We start from the raw sequence: 18,203 nt of genomic DNA on the forward strand, positions 1-18,203 counted from the left end.
CCCGCGTAGCCGGCCAGGCAGAACGTGACGGCGAGCAGCAGCAGGTGCAGCGGGCCCTCCCCGTACGCGCGGCGCGGCGAGAACCGCGAGCGGCGGGGTGCGGGCGGTACGGCTCGGGTGGACATCACAGCTCTCCGAACGTCAGGGTCTCGACCCACTTGGTGTTCAGCACCCCGGGCGCGGCGGGGACGATGACGCGGGCCGGGTAGCCGTGGTCGGGCGACAACGGTGCGCCGTTCACCTCCAGCGCCAGCAGCGAGCGGCCGTCGCGGACCTGGTTGTCGCGCAGCGCGGCCTTGCGGAACGAGCCGCTGCGCTGGAGCGACTCGACGAACACGCCCGGCGGCCGGTCCGGGTATCCGGCGAGCGCCGCCAGATCCGAGAGCCGTACCCCGCGCCACCGCTGGTCCGAGGTCGACCAGCCCTCCACGCAGGCGATCGGGAGCGCGGCGCTGTGCTGTTCCATGGCCAGCAGCTCGGCCCGGGAGAAGCGGAACTCCCCGGCCGGCCCCCGTACCGTCAGCCGCCAGCGCTCACCGGTGTCGTCCGGTGTGACCCGTACGGCGGCGGCGGTCTTGTTGATCTGGAAGGCGTTCGGCCCCGGCCCCGGGTCGGTGCCGCCGCGCGGGGTGAGCAGCGCGATGCGGCGCAGCGGCCCGTCGAAGCTGCGGCCGGCCGAGGTGACCAGCAGAAGGAGCGACCCGGCCCCCACGAGGGCCAGCGCACCGCGCCGGGACAGGGTGGCGGGCAGCGGGTCGGGGGCGGCGAGGGTGTCCGGTCCGCCGCGCGGGACGCCGTTGCGCAACACCCGTACGGCCGCGGGCGCCTTGAGCGCCACATGGGTGACGAACCCGGCGAGGAAGACCCAGGCCCCGTAGAAGTGCAGGGTGTAGAAGGACCCGGGGAAGAGGTAGTCCAGCTGGATGTTGAGCAGCCCGGTGAGGAACTCGAACAGCGCTCCGCCCACGAGCAGCAGGAGCGAGATCCGCTCCAGGGCGTGGCCCACGGAACGGGCGGGCGGCAGCGCGAAGAGCCGGGGGATCACCGACCAGAGTTTGGCGAGCAGGACGGGCACGAGCACGATGCCGACGGTGACGTGCAGCCCCTGGGTCAGCCGGTAGAGCCAGTGCGGGCCGGTCGGCCAGGAGAACAGGTAGAAGCCGAGCCACCCCTTGCCGGGGGTCTTGTCGTTGACCCGGTTCAGGTCCGGGTTGTAGGCGGCGTACGAGAGCAGACCGGTGACGAACAGCAGCGTGAGTCCGGCGAGCAGGATGACGCCGAGCACGGCGGTGAAGCGCGCTCCGCGCACGGGGCTGCGCCAGAAGGCCGGGTCGGCGGGCGTGCGCGGGACGCGGAGGGAGCCGGGGAGGGAGCGGATGCGGCGACGTTCGGGCATGAGGCCGACGCTAAGCGGGGAACGGCGCCGGCGGGCGGACGCGACTCCTGACGAAACTCTGACGTCGCGGTCGGGCCGGGGGACGGGCATCGCCGCCGGGAGAGCGAATCTGACGGTTCGGTGACGCGGCCCTGCCGTACCGCCCGATCGCCGCCCGGTGTGCATAGCGTGCCAGCGTGAAGACCGAGGACGCCACCCCCACGGACACCGCCGACGGCACGGGGCACGGCCCGCCCGCGCCGCCGGGCCTCCACCACGACCGCGCCCGGCGCGCGGGGCGGGCCGACCTGGTCGCCGCCGCCGCGGGCGTGCTGCTGGTCACGGCCGCGGTGGTCGTCGGCCATGTCATCCAGAACCGGGACGGGAGCCTGCGCGCCCAGTGGCCGCCGCTGCTGGCCTCCTGGGACCCCCACCTGGGTCCCGGCACCCCGGCCGCGCTGATCATGGCGGTCCTGGTGGTCGCTCACGGCCCGGCGCTCGCCGCCCGGCTGCCCTGGCGCGGGCTGCTGGCGGCGGCCTGGGCCGGGTCGACGGCCTGGGTCCTCTCGATGGCGTTGATCGACGGCTGGCACCGGGGCGTCGCGAAGCGGCTCACCACGAAGCACGAGTACCTGCGGGTCATCGACCGCTTCGAGGACATCCCCGCCACCCTCCGCGACTTCACCAACCACATCGTGATCGGCGAGCCCGGCAACTGGCCCGCGCACGTCGCCGGGCATCCGCCGGGCGCGACGCTGACCTTCGTGTGGCTGGACCGCGTCGGCCTCGGCGGCGGCGCCTGGGCGGCCGTCTTCTGCGTCGTCGTGGGCAGTTCGGCGGTGCTGGCCGCCCTGATCACCGTGCGGGTGCTGGCCGACGAGCGTCTGGCCCGGCGGGCCGCGCCCTTCCTCGTCCTCGCCCCGGCGGCCGTCTGGGCGGGCGTCTCCGCCGACGGCTACTTCACGGCTGTGGCCGCCTGGTCGGTGGCGCTGCTCGCGCTGGCCGCCACCCGCCGGGTCCGCTTCCCGGCGGTGGCGGCGGCCGGCGGGGGTCTGCTGTTCGGGTGGACCTGCTACCTGAGTTACGGGCTGGGGCTGATGGCGACCGTCCTGCTGGCCGTGCCGGCGCTCGCCCGGACCGCCCGCCCGGTGCCGTTGTTCCTGTGCGGCGCCCTGGTGGTCCCGGTGGCGTTCACCCTCGCCGGGTTCAACTGGTGGACCGCCTATCACCTGTTGGTCGAGCGCTACTACCAGGGCGCGGGCGGTGTCCGTCCGTACGGCTACTGGGTCTGGGCCAATCTGGCCTGTGCGACCCTCGCGGCCGGACTCGCCGCCGTCGCCGGGCTGCGCCGGAGCGCGGTGGCCGCGCCCGGCGCCGTACGGGCCCTGCGGGACGGCTCCACGGCGGCCTCCCCGGAAGCGAGGCTCGCGCTGCTCGTCCTGGCGGCGCTGGCGGCGCTGCTCGCCGCGGACCTCTCCGGCATGAGCAAGGCGGAGACCGAACGCATCTGGCAGCCGTTCCTGCTGTGGCTGCTGCCGGCGACGGCGCTGCTCCCCCGCCGGGGTGTGCGCTGGTGGCTGGCCGCGTCGGCGCTTCCGGCGCTATTGATCAACCACCTTCTGTGGACCGGATGGTGAGAGGCCACCGGCACCGGTCCCCCGTCCGTCACTTGGTATCCAGATCCCGGCGGCGGAAGCCCGTCAGCCCCAGCAGGATGAGACCGGCGGCGACGGCGGTCAGGACGAGCAGCGGGACCCAGTTCATCCCGGCGGCCGGGAGCTGGGGCACGTGGCCGAAGGGCGACAGGTTCTCCGTCCAGCCCGGCAGCTGGAGGATCGGCCCCAGATAGCCGACGAGGAACGCGTACACGGGCACGATCCAGGCCACCGCTCCCGCACGCGGGAACCAGCCGAAGAGCAGGACGGCCACGCCGACGGTCACCCACAGGGCGGGGGCGTACGCGACGGCCGCTCCGACCAGTTCGAGTACCAGGCCCCCGTCCCCCGCCGACGCCGCGCCCGAGAGGCCGAAGCCCAGCCCGGCGAGGACCAGCAGCGCCGTTCCGCCGGCCAGGGCGACGGCGACATGGCTCCCGAGCCAGCGGTTGCGGGAGAGGCCGGTCGCCAGGAGCGGTTCGGCACGGCCGGCGCTCTCCTCGGCACGCGGTCGCAGCGCGGCCATCACCACGTACACGGCGGCGACGACCGCGACGACCACCATCACCATGGACGCGAAGGACTCGGCCACCGTGGCGCCGCCGATCCGCGCCAGCGCCTCCTGGATCTGTTCGATGTCCTTCACCATGTCGGCGGCCTCGCCGAGGATCGAGCCGTACATGACGCCCATCAGGCACAGCCCGGCGCCGAAGCCCAGCAGGGTCGCCCGGTGCAGCCGCAGGGCGAGGCCGAAGGGCCGGGTGAGCGCGTCGGACGCCGTACGCCGGCCGAGCCGCGCGGCGCGCAGGCCCGCGCCGACATCGCGTCGGGTGCTCAGCACGAAGCCGTACGCCGCGGTCAGCGCGGCGAGGGCCAGGCAGAGCGCGAGCGGCCACCACCGGTCGTCGACGAAGACGTAGGTGCGCTGGATCCAGCCGATCGGGCTCAGCCAGGACAGTGCGTCGTTGCCCACGTCGCCGGAGGCCCGCAGTACGTAGGCGACGCCGATCGCCGCGAGCGCCATGCCCGAGGCGCCCCGGGTGTGCGCCGTGATCTGTGCGGTGACGGCGGCGACCCCGGCGAAGACGAGTCCGATCGCGGCGTGCGTGAGGCCGTACAGCAGCGCCCCGCCGGGGCCGATTCCGTCGATGCCCATCGCGGTGAGGCCCAGGGCCAGCAGCAGGGCGAGCGCGAGGTTGGCCACGACGGCGAGCGCCAGTGCGGAGGCGAGGTGCGCGTGGTGTCCCACGACGGTGGAGCGGACCAGTTCGGCGCGGCCGGTCTCCTCCTCGTCGCGGGTGTGCCGGGTGATGATCAGGATGCTCATCAGGCCGACCAGGACGGCCATGAAGCCGAGCATCTGGTGACCGAGCATCGCTCCGGCGGTGTAGTCGGAGAGATAGTGACGCGGGCCGGTCATGGCGAGCGCGGCCGGGCTGTCCATGGAGCTGACGGCCGCGGCACGCTCTTCGGGGGTGGAGTACAGCTCCTTGTACTGGGCCGCCGTGGCCAGCGTGCCCAGGGTGAGGGCGAGCAGCCACACGGACATGCGGACGCGGTCCCGGCGCAGGCCGAACCGGACCAGGGTCCCGGTGCCGGTGAAGGCGACGGAAGCGGTCCTGGCGGGCGCGGGCCTTCCGGAGGCGTCGGGCGGCGCGAGGGTGCTGGTCATCGGGGAACGCCGCCCTTTCCGCCGGTGGTGGTGGAGGGGGCCGTGCCGGAGGACGCTGGGTCGCCGTTGCCCGTCCGGCCGTTGGACGTGAGCTCGTCACCGTAATGACGCAGCATCAGCTCTTCGAGCGTCGGCGGGTGGCTGGTCAGGCTCCGGATGCCGAACTCGCCGAGCCTGCGGATCGCGGCGTCGAGGTGTGCGCCGTCCACGGCGAAGTTCACCCTCCGGTCCGTCACCTTCAGTTCGTGCACACCGGGCATCGCGTCGAGCCCGGTGGCCGGGCGCTCGGTCTCGGCCTCGACGGTCGTGCGCGTGAGGTGGCGCATCTCGCCGAGCGTGCCGGACTGCACGGTGCGGCCCTGGCGGACGATGCTGACGCGGTCGCAGAGCTTCTCGACCTGGGCCAGGATGTGGCTGGAGAGCAGCACGGTCTTCCCCGCCGCCTTCGCCTGGAGGATGACGTCCTGGAAGACGACCTCCATCAGGGGGTCGAGGCCGGCCGTGGGCTCGTCGAGGAGGAGCAGTTCGGCGTCGGAGGCGAGCGCGGCGACGATGGCGACCTTCTGCCGGTTGCCCTTGGAGTAGGCGCGGCCCTTCTTGACCGGATCGAGGTCGAACCGTTCGATGAGTTCGTCGCGCCGCCGCCGGTCGAGGCCGCCACGCAGCTTCGCCAGCAGGTCGATGGCCTCTCCTCCGGTGAGGCCCGGCCACAGCTCCACGTCTCCGGGGACGTAGGCGAGCCGCCGGTGCAGCTCGACCGCGTCCCTCCACGGGTCCTTGCCGAGGAGTTGCGCGCCGCCGGAGTCGGCCCGCAACAGCCCCAGCAGGATGCGGATCGTCGTGGACTTGCCGGCCCCGTTGGGTCCGAGGAAGCCGTGGACCTCCCCTGCCTCGACGGAGAGGTCGAGGCCGGCGAGGGCATGCGTCCGACCGAACGACTTGTGCAGTCCGGCGACAGTGATTGCCTTCTTCATATTCCGAAAGTACGCTTCTTTCAGAAGTGTGTGAAGTTAAGAAAGCGTATGAATCGCTGGATAGACTGACCGAAAGCGCGGGCGCGCACGGGCGTCAGGAACCACACGGACCGGGGTCGGAGCATGGATGAGCGGCGGGAAGAGAGCCGCGTGGACGGCGACGACGAGGCGGCCGTCTCCCGTTTCGTGGAGCGTTTCGCCGCCCAGCTGGTCCAGGCGGGCATGGCGCGCATGCCGGCCAGGGTCTTCGCCGCCCTGCTCTCGTCGGAGCGGGGAGTGCTCACCTCCGCCGAGCTGAGCGAGCAGCTGAAGATCAGCCCTGCGGCCGTGTCGGGGGCCGTCCGCTATCTCGCCCAGGTCAACATGGTCAGCCGCGAGCGGGAGCCGGGGTCCCGGCGCGAGCGCTATCGCGTGCAGGGCGACCAGTGGTACAACGCTCTGCTGGAGCGGGACACCCCCCTGCAGAACTTGCAGGCCACGATGCGGGAGGGTGTGGACCGGTTCGGCCTCGACAGCCCGCAGGGACGCCGGGTCAACGAGTCCCTGGAGTTCTTCCGGTTCCTGGAGAAGGAGCTCGGGTCGATGATGGAGCGTTGGGCCGCGCATCGGGCCGAACACCTCGGCGGCTGAGGAAGCACCCCCGGCCGGGCGCTTCCTCGACACCTGTCAGCTCAGGCCCTGTGCGGCGAGGTCGAGCCAGTGCTCGACGTCGGACAGGGCGAAGTGCCTGATGGCCCGGTCGACGACGCCGGGCAATCGAGCCGTCGGCCGCCCGGAGCCTCCCGGGCGCGGGACGAGGATCAGCCGGGGAGCCGGTCCATGATCCAGGTGCACAGCTCCTCGGTGATGCCCGTGTGCTCGGTGGTCGTGGACGAGCAGAGGAACGCGTCGAGCTCACTCTCCTGCGGGTCCAGGTCGTCGACGTTCGCGTACAGGTCGTCCTGCTTCTCGATGTCGCGGATCGCGACCGCGCTGACGGTGGGGACGAAGCAGATGTTCTCGTGCCGCAGGTCGACCTTGCCGCCGAGCTTCTCCATCGCCCCGGAGAGGATCGCGTACGTGTGCAGGGTTCCGCCCGGTGCGCCGTCCAGTTCCGGGAAGCCGTCGGTCGCGATGGTCTTCTCGGCCTTGGGGAACCTGCGGTTCAGGTACGCGGCCGTCACGTCGTCACCCTGGGCCTGGGTGTAGAAGGTGGTGCCGGGGTAGATCCGGTCGATCCGCAGCGCGACCTCGCCGGGCTTCACGTCCGGCAGACCGATGCCGTCGGCGCGGCCGTTGGCCACGGCGATCTTCATCGGGATCCGCGGCCAGGAGCCGACCTGGTCCAGGGCGGCCAGGAACTCCGCGCGCTCCGGGGCCACCGTGATCTTCTCGGTGTCCTTGTCGTAGTGCTGCCACAGCATCTGACGCGCGGCCTGGCTGTCCATCTGCCTCGCGAAGTCGTTCGGGAACGGAATGAAGTGGGAGAACGCCTGGACGCCCACCGGGATGGAAGCGCCGCGGTGCGGGCTGTCGTAGGAGAAGTACAGCGCGGTCCTGTGGTCCAGCCGCTGCACCTCCAGCTTGGCGAGTGCGTAGCGGGTGACGATGCCTCCCATGCTGAAGCCGCCGACGACCAGAGGGACGTCGCCCACCTGTTCGGCGGTCGCCCGCAGGATGGCGGCCACCGCTGCCTCCGCGTTGTCCAGGATCGAGGCGCTGCGCTCCTCGAAGCCGAGGAGGATCACGTCCCTGCCGCGCCGGCGCAGCTCGCTGATGAACGGGAAGCTGCCGTTCTCCAGCCCGTGGTAAAGCACGTCGAGCTTGCTCCGGCCGAGGTTGAAACCGTCGGCCATGATCACGGGCCTGGCGAGGCCGCCCCGGTTGCCCTCGCCGGGGAAGACCCACGCGAAGCCGTTCGGCAGGGGCCACTCCTCGTGCTTCGGCACCTCGATGGGCTCGGCCGGTCCAGCGGTGAGCGGGCCCCCGAGGGTGAAGGCACCGACATTGGGCTCGGACGTCTCTGACATCGTCGTATCTCCTGGAGGAGGTGGGTGGGACGACCTCATCATGGTGGGCGATATGGACGCGTCCCCCCGGGAAGCGGGAGGGTTCACCACATCTGGTGATCATGACCGGAAGTCGGGTGCGGTGCGTCCGGCAGGTGCTCCAGGTCCTGTCGTCTCCCTTCCGTCGTCGCCCGAAGGGCGGGCGTGTGACGACAGGGCGAGAAAGTGGCCGCAAAGTACCGTCGTCCGCCCTCGTCACGGGCCGGACGAGACGTCGCGGCCACGGCCTAACGCCGCCCGACGTGGCGCCGGGGAACGGGCCCGGCCACGGTGAGCGCCTCCACTCGGCCGACGGCCACGTTGACCGTGCCGTCGGAGCGCTCGACCCGGCCGGTGATGATGACGGCGGGGGCGTCGAGGAGGGTGCGGTGGCAGCGGTCCCAGACGTGCGGGGCGAAGACGAGGTTGACCATGCCGGTCTCGTCCTCGATCGCCCCGAAGGCCACGCCGTGCGCGGTCGGCGGGCGTTGGAGGTACTTCGGCAGCCCGCCGATCCGGACCGGGGCCCCGTCGGCGAGCGTGCGGGCGGTGGCCGCGGCGAGCGTGCCGAGGCGGTCCAGGTGGGGGCGGATGTGCTGGACGGGGTGGGCGGTGGCGCTGGCGCCGGTGACGGTGACGTCGGCGGTGGTCTCCTCGGCGGCGGTCATGGAGGTGAGTTCGGGTGCGGTCGCGGGGGTGGCGAGTCCGGGCAGCGGGGCCTGGTGGCTGCGGCCGGGCGCGGTGCCGGCGCTCCACAGGGCGGTGCGACGGTGCCCGCCCAGGCCGTCGAGCGCGCCCGCGGTGGCCAACTGCTCCAGGACCCGGGCCGGCAGGCGGGTGCGGGCGGCGAAGTCGTCCAGGTCGGTGAACGGCCGCTGCGCGCGGAGGGCGACGATCTGCTCGGCGGCCTGTTCGCCCAGGCCGGTGACGCTGGTCAGCCCGCGACGGATCGCCGGGGGGCGCGCCCCTGACGGCGATCCGGGCATCGGGCCGGACGGCGAGCCGGGCGTGGAGCCCGCCGTGGGGCCCGGCTTCGAGTCCGGTGTCGGGCCCGGCTTCGAGCCCGGCTTCCAGTCCGGTGTCGGGCCGGGTTCGAGGGTGGCGTGGACACGGGAGGTCCGTACATCGGGTCCTCGGACGGTGATGCCGTGGCGTTCCGCGTCGCCGATGAGGGTCTGGGTGTCGTAGAAGCCCATCGGCTGGTGCGCCATGATCGCCGCGATGAGCGCGGCGGGGTGGTGGTGCTTGATCCAGGCGCTGGCGTAGATGAGTCCGGCCATCGACTGGGCGTGGGACTGGGGGAACCCGTAGTCGGAGAAGGCCTCGATCATCGAGACGATCTTCTCGGCGGCGGCCGGGGGGATGCCGCGCCCGGCCATGCCGGTCAGCAGGCGGTCGCGCATCGCGGCGACCTTCTCCGGAGCGTGCTTGGCCGCCATCGCCTTCCTGAGCCGGTCGGCCTCGCCGGGGCTGAACCCCGCGCAGTCGATCGCGAGTTGCATGGCCTGTTCCTGCCAGAGGGCGACGCCGAGGGTCGGCTCCAGCGCGGCCTTCGCGAGCGGGTGGGGATACGTCACCGTCTCCTCGCCGCGCCGTCGGCGGAGCAGGGGGTGCTTGCTGCCGGCCTGGATGGGGCCGGGGCGGATGATCGACGCGGCGACGGCCAGGTCCTCGAACTTCGTCGGCCGCAGTTGGGGAAGGGTGGAGATCTGGGCCCGGGACTCGACCTGGAAGACGCCGATGGTGTCCCCCCGGGCGATCATCCCGTAGACGTCCGGGTCGTCCTGGGGGATGGACGTGAGGTCGTAGCGGACGCCGTGGTAGGCGTGGATGAGGTCGCAGGCGGTGTGGAGGGCCGACAGCATGCCGAGACCCAGCAGGTCGATCTTGACGAGTCCGGCGGCGGCGACGTCGTCCTTGTCACCCTGGAGGACGCTGCGGCCCTCGGCGGTCGCCCACTCCACGGGCATGATCTCGCCGATGGGCTGCCGGGTGAGGACCATGCCGCCCGAGTGCACCCCGAGATGTCTCGGGAGGGTGTGGAGTTGGGCGGCGAGGTCGCGGACGTCGCCGGGCAGGTCGGTGCCGGGGCCGGGCGGGGCGTGATGGATGTGCCGGGTCATCTCCCGGGTCTGCGCTTCCGGGTAGCCGAGGACCCGGGCGGCGTCGCGGATCGCGAGCCGCGGTTGATACGTGATCATGTTGGCGACCTGGGCGGCGTGCGGGCGGCCGTAACGGGTGTAGACGTACTGGATGACTTCCTCGCGGCGGCCGGACTCCAGGTCGAGGTCGATGTCCGGCGGGCCCGCCTTCTCCAGGGAGAGGAACCGTTCGAAGAGCAGGCCGTGCCGGAGGGGGTCGACGGCGGTGATGCCGAGGACGTAGCAGATCACGCTGCTGGCGGCGGAGCCCCGGCCCTGGCACCAGATCCCCTGTTCGGCTGCGTGCCGGACGATGTCGTGGACGATCAGGAAGTAGCCCGCGAGTCCCAGTCCGGCGACGAGGCCCAGTTCGTGGTCGAGCTGCCGCCAGGCCGCCCCCGCCGCCGGGTCGGTGCGGAGCCCGTAGCGGCCGGTGCAGGCGGCCTCGGCCCGGTGCCGCAGCCACGAGTCCTGCGTATGCCCTGCGGGTACGGCGAACTCCGGCAGTTCGGGGCGCAGTTCGTCGAGGTCGATGACACAGGCGCGGCCCAGGGAGACGGTGGCGTCCGCGACGCCCGGATACCGTGACAGGAACGCCGCCCGCTCGGCCCGGGGGCGCAGGTGCGCGGTCGGGGCGGCCATCAGATGCCCGGCGGCCCGGTCCAGGGTCTCGCGGCGGCGCAGCGCGGTGAGCGCCTGCGCCACGCGGGCCTGGCGGGGAGCCGCGTAGTGCACGGCGCCGGTGGCCACCACGGGGATCCCGGCCCGGCGGGCGGCCACCCACATCACGTCGGCGGCGACCGAGTCCTCCGGAAGCCGGTGGTCGACCAGCTCGGCGTGCGTACCGCTCGTACCGAAGACGTCGGTCAGCCGGGCCAGCCGGTGGGCGACGGCGGCGACGTCGCACCGGTCCGTGCCCGGCGGCGGACAGCCGGGCAGGACGGCCCAGTGCCCTGCGGCCGCTGCCCGGGCCACCGCTTCCAGGTCGTAGACCGGGGCGTTCTTGGAACCGGCGAGCTGCGCGTCGGTGATCACCGACGACAGCAGCCGGAACCCCTCCACCGAGCGGGCGAGCACCACCGGCGTTCCCAGTACGGGGTCGCCGAGGGTGAGTTCGGCGCCATGGACCGCACCGATCCCGTGGTCGCGGGCGGCGGCGTGCAGGCGGCGTGCGGCGTGCAGGCCGTCCCTGTCCGTCACCGCCAGCACGCCGATGCCGAGCCGGGCGGCCTCGGCGACCAGGTCCTCCGGCCGGCTCGCCCCCCGGAGGAAGGAGAACGCGCTGTGCGCGTGCAGCTCGGCCCAGCCGTCCCCCTCTTCCGGGTGGTCGGCGGTGGGGAGACGCAGGAGTTCACCCATAGTGGGCCTCCGCCCACCACCGGCTCCGGTCGACGAGCAGCAGCCAGGCGTGCCCGTCGTCGGTGGTGACCTGCATCCGGGCGACCCGCCGGCCGCCGTCCGGCGCCCACCACCGCTCCAGCACCGGCCACGGGCCGGCCCACCCGCTCACTCCGGCCCGGCTCCGCCCGTCGACCGAGAGGAACGCGGGCTCGGCCGACAGCTCCAGCCGCCCGGCCACGCCGACCGGCACGCCGTCGGTCCCGGTCAGCCGGGCCGGACGCCGGACCGGGTAGACCGCGGCCGGGTGCGGGGCGGGCAGCAGTCCAGGCCACGGGCCGCCCGCGGCACCCGCACCGTCGTCGGGGACGTCGCCGACCGGGACGAGCCGGATCCGGTCGCCCGGCCCCCGGCCGCCGGCCTCGACGATCCGCGCGACCGCCCGGTGCCCGAGCACCGCCTGTACCCGGGCGGCGGCCCGCTCCACCTCCACCGGAGTGTCGCGTTCTCCGTCGAACGCGCCCTGCGAGCCGGTGTCCGGAGCGATCCCGTCGGGGCGCAGGGCGAGGCGGCGGATTCCCGGTTCACCGTCGCCGGCGTCCAGCAGGCCCGTCTCGGACCAGGCGGCCAGCACGCCGCGCACCCGCTCGGCGACCGCCAGGGAGGACAGCCGCCCCTCGTGCCGGAAGGTCCGCGTCAGAATCCGGCCGTCGGCCGTCTCGACCGCGGCCTCCACCCGCCCGCACACCACTCCCGCCGCCGCCAGGCGCTCGTGGAGCTCGTCCGCGAGCGCGACCGCCACGAACACGACCGCGTCCAGCCGCCCCTCGGCGACCTCGAACAGCCGCCGCACCGTGTGGTCCTGGACGGCGGTCCGTACGGACACCGGCCGGGCCGACCCCCCGCGGGCGACACGGTGCGCGCCGATCCCCTCCGCGCCGAGCCGCTCCGCGACCCGGCCCGCCGGCAGCCGCGCGAAGTCCCCGACGGTACGCATACCGAGCTGCTTCAGAAGCTCGGACAGGCGGGGCACGCCCAGCACGCCCACCGGATACGGGGACAGGAACGCGGCGTTCCCGCCCGCCGGGACGATCACCCCGTCGCCCCGGCGGGCCGCGAGCGCCGCCACGAACGTGTTGTCGGCGATCCCGGCACGGGCGGGCAGCCCCAGTTCGGCGACGGTGTCCACCAGCCGTACGGACAGCTGCCGCTCGCCGCCCCAGTACCGCGCGGCCCCGCGCGCCGGTGCCGCCAGCAGCCCGGGACGGATCACCTCCAGCCTGGGCACCACGTCCGTTTCCACGCGGTGCACCACCTGCTCGAACAGCCTCACCTCGGCGGCGAGATCCCGCTCGACGACCCGCAGCCCGGGGCATCTGGCCTGCGCGGTCCGCAGCCGCATGTGCCGCCGGACCCCGGCCGCCCGCGCGGACGCGGAGCAGGCCACCACCGCGCCCCGGTGCACCACCGCCACCGGCGCGCCGTCCTCCGCACCGCACGCCAGCACCGGGAAGTCGGGCACCCAGACCACGGCCACCCGCACGGAATCGGTCGCCCCGGTCATCCGACGACGCGGAGATCCGCCCGCGCCCCGCTCACCACGGCCTCCGCCGTCCCCCGCTCCACCATGCCCACCAGGCCGTCCGGGCCGGGCAGCCACAGCTCCGCGCTCCGGGGCGCGGCGGCCGCGCCGCGCCCGCCCGCCGTCACCGTCACCCGGCGGCCGCGCAACAGGCCGTGTCCCCGGCCCACCCCTGCCCAGCCCACCGGCACCACCCGGAGCTGCACGTCCGCTCCCGGCCACCGGCCCGCCGCCAGCAGCACCGCTCCGCTGCGCCGCATCACCGCCCGCAGCCGCCGTACCGCCCGCTCCGGCACCCGTACCGAGGCGCCGACGAGGACCACCGGCACCGACTCCAGCAGCACGGCGAGCACCTGGGCCGCGCGCGGCCCCGGATCGCTCACCACCAGGCCGGTGGCCAGATCCAGACCTGCCTGCGCCGCCGCCAGCCCGCCCAGCTCCGGCACTCCCACCGCAGCCCATGCCACCGAATCCGCTGCCGCCAGAGCGGCCAGCGCCAGCAGCAGGGGCAGGTCTCCGCCCGTACCCACTGCGGTACCAGGACGAATGCCTCCTCCCGGCAGCAGGCCGGAAAGTGGCGACGCCACCGCACCGGCTCCCGCGCCCCGCTCCTCGACTACCTGCTGACCTGTCCACACCTTTCGATATTCGCTCGAACGTTCGAATAATTCAAGCCAGGCATCTGGCGGCAGGGACACGGCGGGCAGGGGCGCACTCGGGGCGGCGGCGCGGCTACGGAGGACGCGGCCGGTGTACGCACATGGGGCGGGGCCGGAGAATCCTCTCCGGCCCCGCCCCATGTCCTGGCCCGTGCCGAGCCCGGCGTTCTCCGTTCCGCGGTCAGATCCGCCCGCGCGCCAGTCGGGTCAGCGGGCCCGTCGGAGGCCTGGCGGTCGAACGGCCGATGGCGAACGCCGCCCCGGCGACACCGGCCACCCCCGCCGCGGCCCCGGCGGCGACCGCCTTACGGTGCTTGAGGACGGTCCAGGCCGTGGTGGCCGCGCTCGCGGCCTTCGCCGCGTTGGCGGTCACGGCGTGCTGCCCGCTCTGGAGACCCGCGGCGGCGGCACGGCCGACGCGGCGGGTGGTCTCACCGGCCGCCCGGGCACCGTCCGAGGCCGCGTCCTTGCCGCTCCCGGCCGCATCCTTGGCGCTCCCCGCCGCGTCCTTGGCGCTCCCGGTCGCATCCTTGGCGCTCCCGGTCGACAGCGCCTCGTCGGCCGTCGCGTCGGCCCGCTTACCGGCCCGCTCGGCCGTGGCTCCGGCCGCCTTGCGGGCCGATGCCGACTTGTCGGCGGTGGTGGTCCTGCCCTTGTTCGGGGTCGAGTTCTTCGCGTCCTTGTCGTCAGTGGTCATGGCCTCCTCCTTGCCTTGGGTGATGCGGTGAAACCTGGGCTCTGCCCGCTCATGCGCCGTGGTGCGGCAGCAGTGAGCCGAGCGGCCCGAGGTCGAGATTGAGGTCGTCCATCGTCAGGTCGTAGCGGTCGCACAGCTCCGTCATGCGTTCGTGCAGGATCATCAGCGTCATGCCGATCCGCTCCTCCTGGAGCTCGCTCAGATCGCCCTGATCGACGCGGTGGATCGCCGTACGCTCCATGAGCTGGCGAAGCAGCTCGACGATGGTGAGCACCAGCTTGATGAGATCCCGCTCCACGGTGTCCGGGTCGGTGTGCAGCCGCTGGGCCGCCGCCGAGGGACCGCGGTCGTCCGGTTGCGCGGGGCTGAGCCCGAACGCCCTGGCCGCGGCGCGTGCCACCTCTTCGGCCGCCGCGGAGGGCACAGCGGGGTCGTCCTCGGCCACCGTGTCCACCTCCTCAGCCTCCTCGCTCGCCGGCCTGCTTCCCCGTTCGCGCCCGGGGGCGGGCTGCCTCACCACGGCCCCGGCTCCTCACCGGTGACCGACCTGATCACCGCTCGAAGGTTGATGTGGACGAGATCCACGTCGGCGATGGACAGGACGAGGTCTCCGGTGAGCACGGCCCCGCCGTTCAGCAGGCGGTCCAGGAGGTCGATCAGCGCGACGGGCGGACCTCCCCGGGGCTCGGTCTCACCGAGAACGCCGCCGATGATGTCCGTGCTCACCGTGGACCACCGCCGTCCGCGCCCTCCGCCACCACGGCGGTGGCGAACGAGTAGGGCGCCCACGGCCCGGTCACCTCGATCGAGACCCCGGGGACGTCGTCGGCCAGTGCGGAGAGTTCCCGGCGGAGCCGCTCCAGGTGCTCCCGGGGCACGAGGCAGGCCTCGTTGGCCACGTTCACCCCGGGCCGGGAGGCGAGCTGCCCCTGCTGGGGGCGGTGCACCGCCCGTGAGGCAGCCACCGTCTCCGCCAACCGCGCGGCACGGGCGGCCACGTCGGATGCCGCCCGGTAGACGTCCTGGCTGTCGCGCTGCTGCTCCTGGCGCCTGCGCAGATAGGCGCGGCCCGCTCCGGCTCCCGTCGGCGGCGCGGCGGGCCGCGGCGGCGCGGCGGCGGTGCGGGGATCGGCGTAGACCTTCACCCCCAGTTCGACGTGCCCCTCCAGGCGACCCAACAGCTCCTGGAAATCGCTGCGTTGCCGGACCAGCATGTCGGCCACCCGGGCGTCGTCCAGATAGACCGTGGCCAGCCGCATCGGCAGGACGGAGGTCTCCGCGAACGCGGCGTCCACCACGGCGTGGTGGGCGCGGGCCACCGCTTCGAGCCGCTCCAGGTCCTCCATCTGCGCGGTGAGACCCTGCGCGCCGAACGTGTCGGCCGGTACGGGGGAGACGAGTGCGCACAGCCCGCCTCCTTCGACGGGGCGCAGGGGGCGGCCGTCCACGCCCGGCAGCCGGGTGGCGAGCCCGTCCAGGGCCGGACCCTGACGGCCGACGGCGTAGACGTAACTCATCTCCCCGGCGCCCTCACCCGGAACGCGGACGGGTGCGTTCGGTCCGGTGTTCATCGTTCCTCCTCCTGTTCCGCCGGGGCGGCCCGGTCTCCGGCCGCCCCGGAACCCGGGGCCCCGACCGCCGACCGCAGGTGGGCCAGTTCGGCACGCAGCCGCTCGTTCTCGTCGGCCAGCGCGTCACGTCCGGGGCCGGCCCCGGTCTCACGCGCGGGGCGGGCCCGTGAGGAGAGCGAGGGATCGTGCTCCCACCAGTCGATGCCCATCTCCTTGGCCTTGTCGACGGAGGCGACGAGCAGGCGGAGCTTGATGGTGAGCAGCTCGATGTCGAGCAGATTGATCTGGATGTCACCGGCGATGACGATGCCCTTGTCCAGCACCCTTTCCAGGATATCGGCGAGATTGGCCGACGAGCCCTGCTGCCCGTATGCCGGGCCGGTCCCTCGGGGCGGGGCCGGCATACGGCCGGCGAGTGAATCGGACACGGTGTCTCACGCCTTTCCGTGGGTCTCGGTGCGGCTCTGTGCGCGGGCCCGGTCACCGGACGGCGGGCTGCTCCGACTCGTCCACCGGCACGGCGTCCTCGTCGTCTTCCTCGTCCTCGTCAGGTTCCTCGTCGTCGTCTTCCTCGTCGACGAACTCCTCGTCCTGCGGCTCTTCGTCGTCGTACGCGGGATCCTCCTCCTCGGGGCCGACTTCCTCGGGGTCGTCGTCCTCGGGGTCGTCTTCCTCTTCGGAGGGCCGCTCGTCCTCGTACGCGTCGTCGGGCGCGCCGTCATCGGACTCGGCGCCCTCGTCGTTCCGCGCCTCCTCCTCGTCGAGCGCTTCGTCGTGGCCGACGACGACTTCTCCGTCCCTGATCTCGCCCCGCCAGCTGTCGGTCGCCTCGCCGCGCATCATGATGAACTTGCGGTAGAGCTTGAGGTCGAGCCGGGCGCGGCGGCCCTGGGCGCGCCAGATGTTGCCGGTCTTCTCGAACAGTCCCTTGGGGAAGTATTCGAGCACCAGAAGGACACGGGTGAGACCGTCGGTGATCGCGTGGAAGGTGACCACGCCCTTGACGGTGCCCTTGGCCCCTTCGGTGGTCCAGGAGATGCGTTCGTCGGGTACCTGCTCGGTGACGTTCGCCTTCCAGCTGCGGGTCGACTTGGCGACCTTCACCTTCCAGTTGCTGGTGGTGTCGCCCGTCTGCTCCACGCTCACGACGCCCTTGGCGAACGAGCTGAACTCCTGGAACTGGGTCCACTGGTCGTACGCCTCGCGGACCGGCACGCCGACATCAATGTCCTCGACGATGACGACACTCTTGGACTTGCCCCCACCGGACGCGCGCCCCTTGCCGAACAATCCCTTGACCTTGTCCTTGACGGTGTCCTTGAGATGCGAGGCACCCGCGCTCAGAGCGGCCTGACCGGGTGACGCGCCTTCGCCGAGGGCTTGGCCGCCCTTGGCCAGGCTCTTGAGGGCGCCGCCCCCGCCGCCCGGCTCCGCCAGCTGGGACACCGAGTCGCCGAGCCGGTGTCCCAGCTGGGTCACCGCGTGTTCGGCTCGGGCCCGGAGGTAGTTCCGCAGTTCGTCCTTGAGACGGTCGGTGGCCGGGCTCCTGACCACGTCGTCCTTGATGCCGCCGAGTGCGGAGTCAGGCATCGTCGCCTCCCCGGGTCTTGCGGGCGCCGGAGGCCGCGGTCTTCCGGGCTGTTCCGCCGCGTTTGCGGGCGGGGGCGGACTTGCTCCCGCTCCCGCTCCCGGACCGGCTGCGGCCGGACGAGGACCGGTTCCTGGAAGCGGGCGCGGACTCGGAGGCGGCGGCGGCCTTTCGGGGAGCGCGCTTCGCGGCCCCGCCCCCTTCCGTGTCCTCGTCCCGGTCCGCCTCGGCTCCGTCGTCGGCGGACGTCCTGGGCTCGTCGTCCTCGTCCCGCTCCTCCTCGTCGGCCCCGGGGCCGGCCCCCAGCGCCTGAGTGCGCTGCTGCAGGGAGTCGGCCAGGCTGCCAGCCCGCTGCGTGACGGCCTTGGTGGCCGCCGTCCTGGTGGCGTCGACCAGTTCCTTGCGCACCTGGTCGTTGAGAGAGCCCAGGACCGGTGAGTCGGCCAGCAACCTGCCGATCTGCCGCGGGTCGAGGTCGATCTTCTTGCCGAGGAGGAACATCCCGAACCCCAGGGCGAGTTTGGCCTTCTTGGTACGCCCCAGCAGGTATCCCCCCACCAGAGCCGCGCCTATCTTGGCGTTCTTCGTCATCTGCGATGCACCTCTGCTCTCCCCCCGGTCACATGTCTCGTGTGTCGTGGTTGATGGTCATTGCGCGTGCCGTGTGCTGTCGCGGTACTCCTCGATCTCGTCGAGCCGGTCGAGGAGTTCGTCCTCTCGCCGGTCGAACTCCTCGGCGTCGATGAGGCCGTTGACCAGGTCCTGTTCCAACCGGGCGAGCCGGGCGCGTACCGGCTCGGGGTCGTAGTACTCGTCCTCGGCGGCCTGGACGACCTGGTCGAGGACCCAGACCGTCCCGCGTACGGGGGCCAGTGGCAGGGTCAGGATGCTGCTGATGAGGCCCATGGCGGACAGATCACCTCC

18 protein-coding genes are annotated in these 18,203 nt (G+C 73.1%); 2 read left to right on the forward strand and 16 right to left on the reverse strand.

Translation table 11 applies throughout. The annotated features are described in order from the left end of the window. Window positions 1-124: 124 nt before the first annotated feature. Entirely contained in the window at window positions 125-1,396 is a 1,272-nt protein-coding gene (locus PSQ21_RS00950) for a molybdopterin-dependent oxidoreductase (RefSeq protein WP_274028445.1), read from the reverse strand. Window positions 1,397-1,572: 176 nt separating this feature from the next. On the opposite strand from PSQ21_RS00950, the gene PSQ21_RS00955 reads away from it, so the two are divergent. Continuing rightward, window positions 1,573-3,012 (forward strand): hypothetical protein, encoded by a 1,440-nt coding sequence (locus PSQ21_RS00955; protein WP_274028447.1) that lies wholly within the window; start codon window positions 1,573-1,575, stop codon window positions 3,010-3,012. Between the two features lie 28 nt (window positions 3,013-3,040). Here PSQ21_RS00955 and PSQ21_RS00960 read toward each other — a convergent pair whose 3' ends face one another. Together PSQ21_RS00960 and PSQ21_RS00965 are read right to left on the reverse strand one after the other, a co-directional pair. Continuing rightward, window positions 3,041-4,702, reverse strand: coding sequence for an ABC transporter permease (locus PSQ21_RS00960; RefSeq protein ID WP_274028449.1), 1,662 nt, complete (start codon window positions 4,700-4,702; stop codon window positions 3,041-3,043). Beyond that, window positions 4,699-5,676 carry an ABC transporter ATP-binding protein gene (locus PSQ21_RS00965; protein ID WP_274028451.1) on the reverse strand — a complete coding sequence of 326 codons (978 nt, stop codon included), beginning with the start codon at window positions 5,674-5,676 and terminating at the stop codon, window positions 4,699-4,701. The genes PSQ21_RS00960 and PSQ21_RS00965 overlap by 4 nt, the downstream gene beginning before the upstream one ends. Before the next feature lie 123 nt (window positions 5,677-5,799). Between PSQ21_RS00965 and PSQ21_RS00970 the strand changes: the two genes are divergently transcribed. After that, entirely contained in the window at window positions 5,800-6,306 is a 507-nt protein-coding gene (locus PSQ21_RS00970; RefSeq protein ID WP_274028452.1) for a GbsR/MarR family transcriptional regulator, read from the forward strand. Window positions 6,307-6,342: 36 nt separating this feature from the next. On the opposite strand, the gene PSQ21_RS00975 is transcribed toward PSQ21_RS00970, so the two are convergent. From PSQ21_RS00975 to PSQ21_RS01035, 13 genes are all read right to left on the reverse strand, one after another. Continuing rightward, window positions 6,343-6,510 (reverse strand): hypothetical protein, encoded by a 168-nt coding sequence (locus PSQ21_RS00975; RefSeq protein WP_274028453.1) that lies wholly within the window; start codon window positions 6,508-6,510, stop codon window positions 6,343-6,345. Next, entirely contained in the window at window positions 6,477-7,685 is a 1,209-nt protein-coding gene (locus tag PSQ21_RS00980; RefSeq protein WP_274028454.1) for an esterase/lipase family protein, read from the reverse strand. Before PSQ21_RS00980 ends, PSQ21_RS00975 begins: the two co-directional genes overlap by 34 nt. A gap of 266 nt (window positions 7,686-7,951) precedes the next feature. After that, a complete protein-coding gene (locus tag PSQ21_RS00985; protein ID WP_274028455.1) occupies window positions 7,952-11,203 on the reverse strand; it encodes an error-prone DNA polymerase in 3,252 nt (1,083 codons plus the stop codon). Next, on the reverse strand, window positions 11,196-12,746 hold the full coding sequence (locus PSQ21_RS00990; protein WP_274028456.1) for a DNA polymerase Y family protein: 1,551 nt from the start codon (window positions 12,744-12,746) through the stop codon (window positions 11,196-11,198). The genes PSQ21_RS00985 and PSQ21_RS00990 overlap by 8 nt, the downstream gene beginning before the upstream one ends. Further along, on the reverse strand, window positions 12,743-13,294 hold the full coding sequence (locus PSQ21_RS00995; protein ID WP_274028457.1) for a hypothetical protein: 552 nt from the start codon (window positions 13,292-13,294) through the stop codon (window positions 12,743-12,745). The genes PSQ21_RS00990 and PSQ21_RS00995 overlap by 4 nt, the downstream gene beginning before the upstream one ends. Window positions 13,295-13,604: 310 nt before the next feature. Beyond that, window positions 13,605-14,120: a hypothetical protein gene (locus PSQ21_RS01000; protein ID WP_274028458.1), complete on the reverse strand. Its 516-nt coding sequence runs from the start codon at window positions 14,118-14,120 to the stop codon at window positions 13,605-13,607. A gap of 49 nt (window positions 14,121-14,169) precedes the next feature. Further along, on the reverse strand, window positions 14,170-14,565 hold the full coding sequence (locus PSQ21_RS01005; protein WP_274035595.1) for a gas vesicle protein K: 396 nt from the start codon (window positions 14,563-14,565) through the stop codon (window positions 14,170-14,172). A 68-nt stretch (window positions 14,566-14,633) separates the two neighbouring features. Then, window positions 14,634-14,846, reverse strand: coding sequence for a gas vesicle protein (locus PSQ21_RS01010; RefSeq protein ID WP_274028460.1), 213 nt, complete (start codon window positions 14,844-14,846; stop codon window positions 14,634-14,636). Beyond that, complete coding sequence (locus PSQ21_RS01015) at window positions 14,843-15,691, reverse strand: GvpL/GvpF family gas vesicle protein (RefSeq protein ID WP_274028461.1); 849 nt, start codon at window positions 15,689-15,691, stop codon at window positions 14,843-14,845. The genes PSQ21_RS01010 and PSQ21_RS01015 overlap by 4 nt, the downstream gene beginning before the upstream one ends. Then, window positions 15,688-16,119 (reverse strand): gas vesicle protein, encoded by a 432-nt coding sequence (locus tag PSQ21_RS01020; RefSeq protein ID WP_397991731.1) that lies wholly within the window; start codon window positions 16,117-16,119, stop codon window positions 15,688-15,690. The genes PSQ21_RS01015 and PSQ21_RS01020 overlap by 4 nt, the downstream gene beginning before the upstream one ends. Window positions 16,120-16,171: 52 nt before the next feature. After that, on the reverse strand, window positions 16,172-17,281 hold the full coding sequence (locus PSQ21_RS01025) for an SRPBCC family protein (protein ID WP_274028462.1): 1,110 nt from the start codon (window positions 17,279-17,281) through the stop codon (window positions 16,172-16,174). After that, a complete protein-coding gene (locus PSQ21_RS01030; protein WP_274028463.1) occupies window positions 17,274-17,870 on the reverse strand; it encodes a hypothetical protein in 597 nt (198 codons plus the stop codon). The genes PSQ21_RS01025 and PSQ21_RS01030 overlap by 8 nt, the downstream gene beginning before the upstream one ends. Before the next feature lie 57 nt (window positions 17,871-17,927). Then, complete coding sequence (locus PSQ21_RS01035; protein WP_274028464.1) at window positions 17,928-18,185, reverse strand: gas vesicle protein GvpG; 258 nt, start codon at window positions 18,183-18,185, stop codon at window positions 17,928-17,930. Between the last annotated feature and the right edge of the window lie 18 nt (window positions 18,186-18,203).

The sequence above is a fragment of the Streptomyces sp. MMBL 11-1 genome (genome assembly GCF_028622875.1).
Classification (GTDB): domain Bacteria; phylum Actinomycetota; class Actinomycetes; order Streptomycetales; family Streptomycetaceae; genus Streptomyces.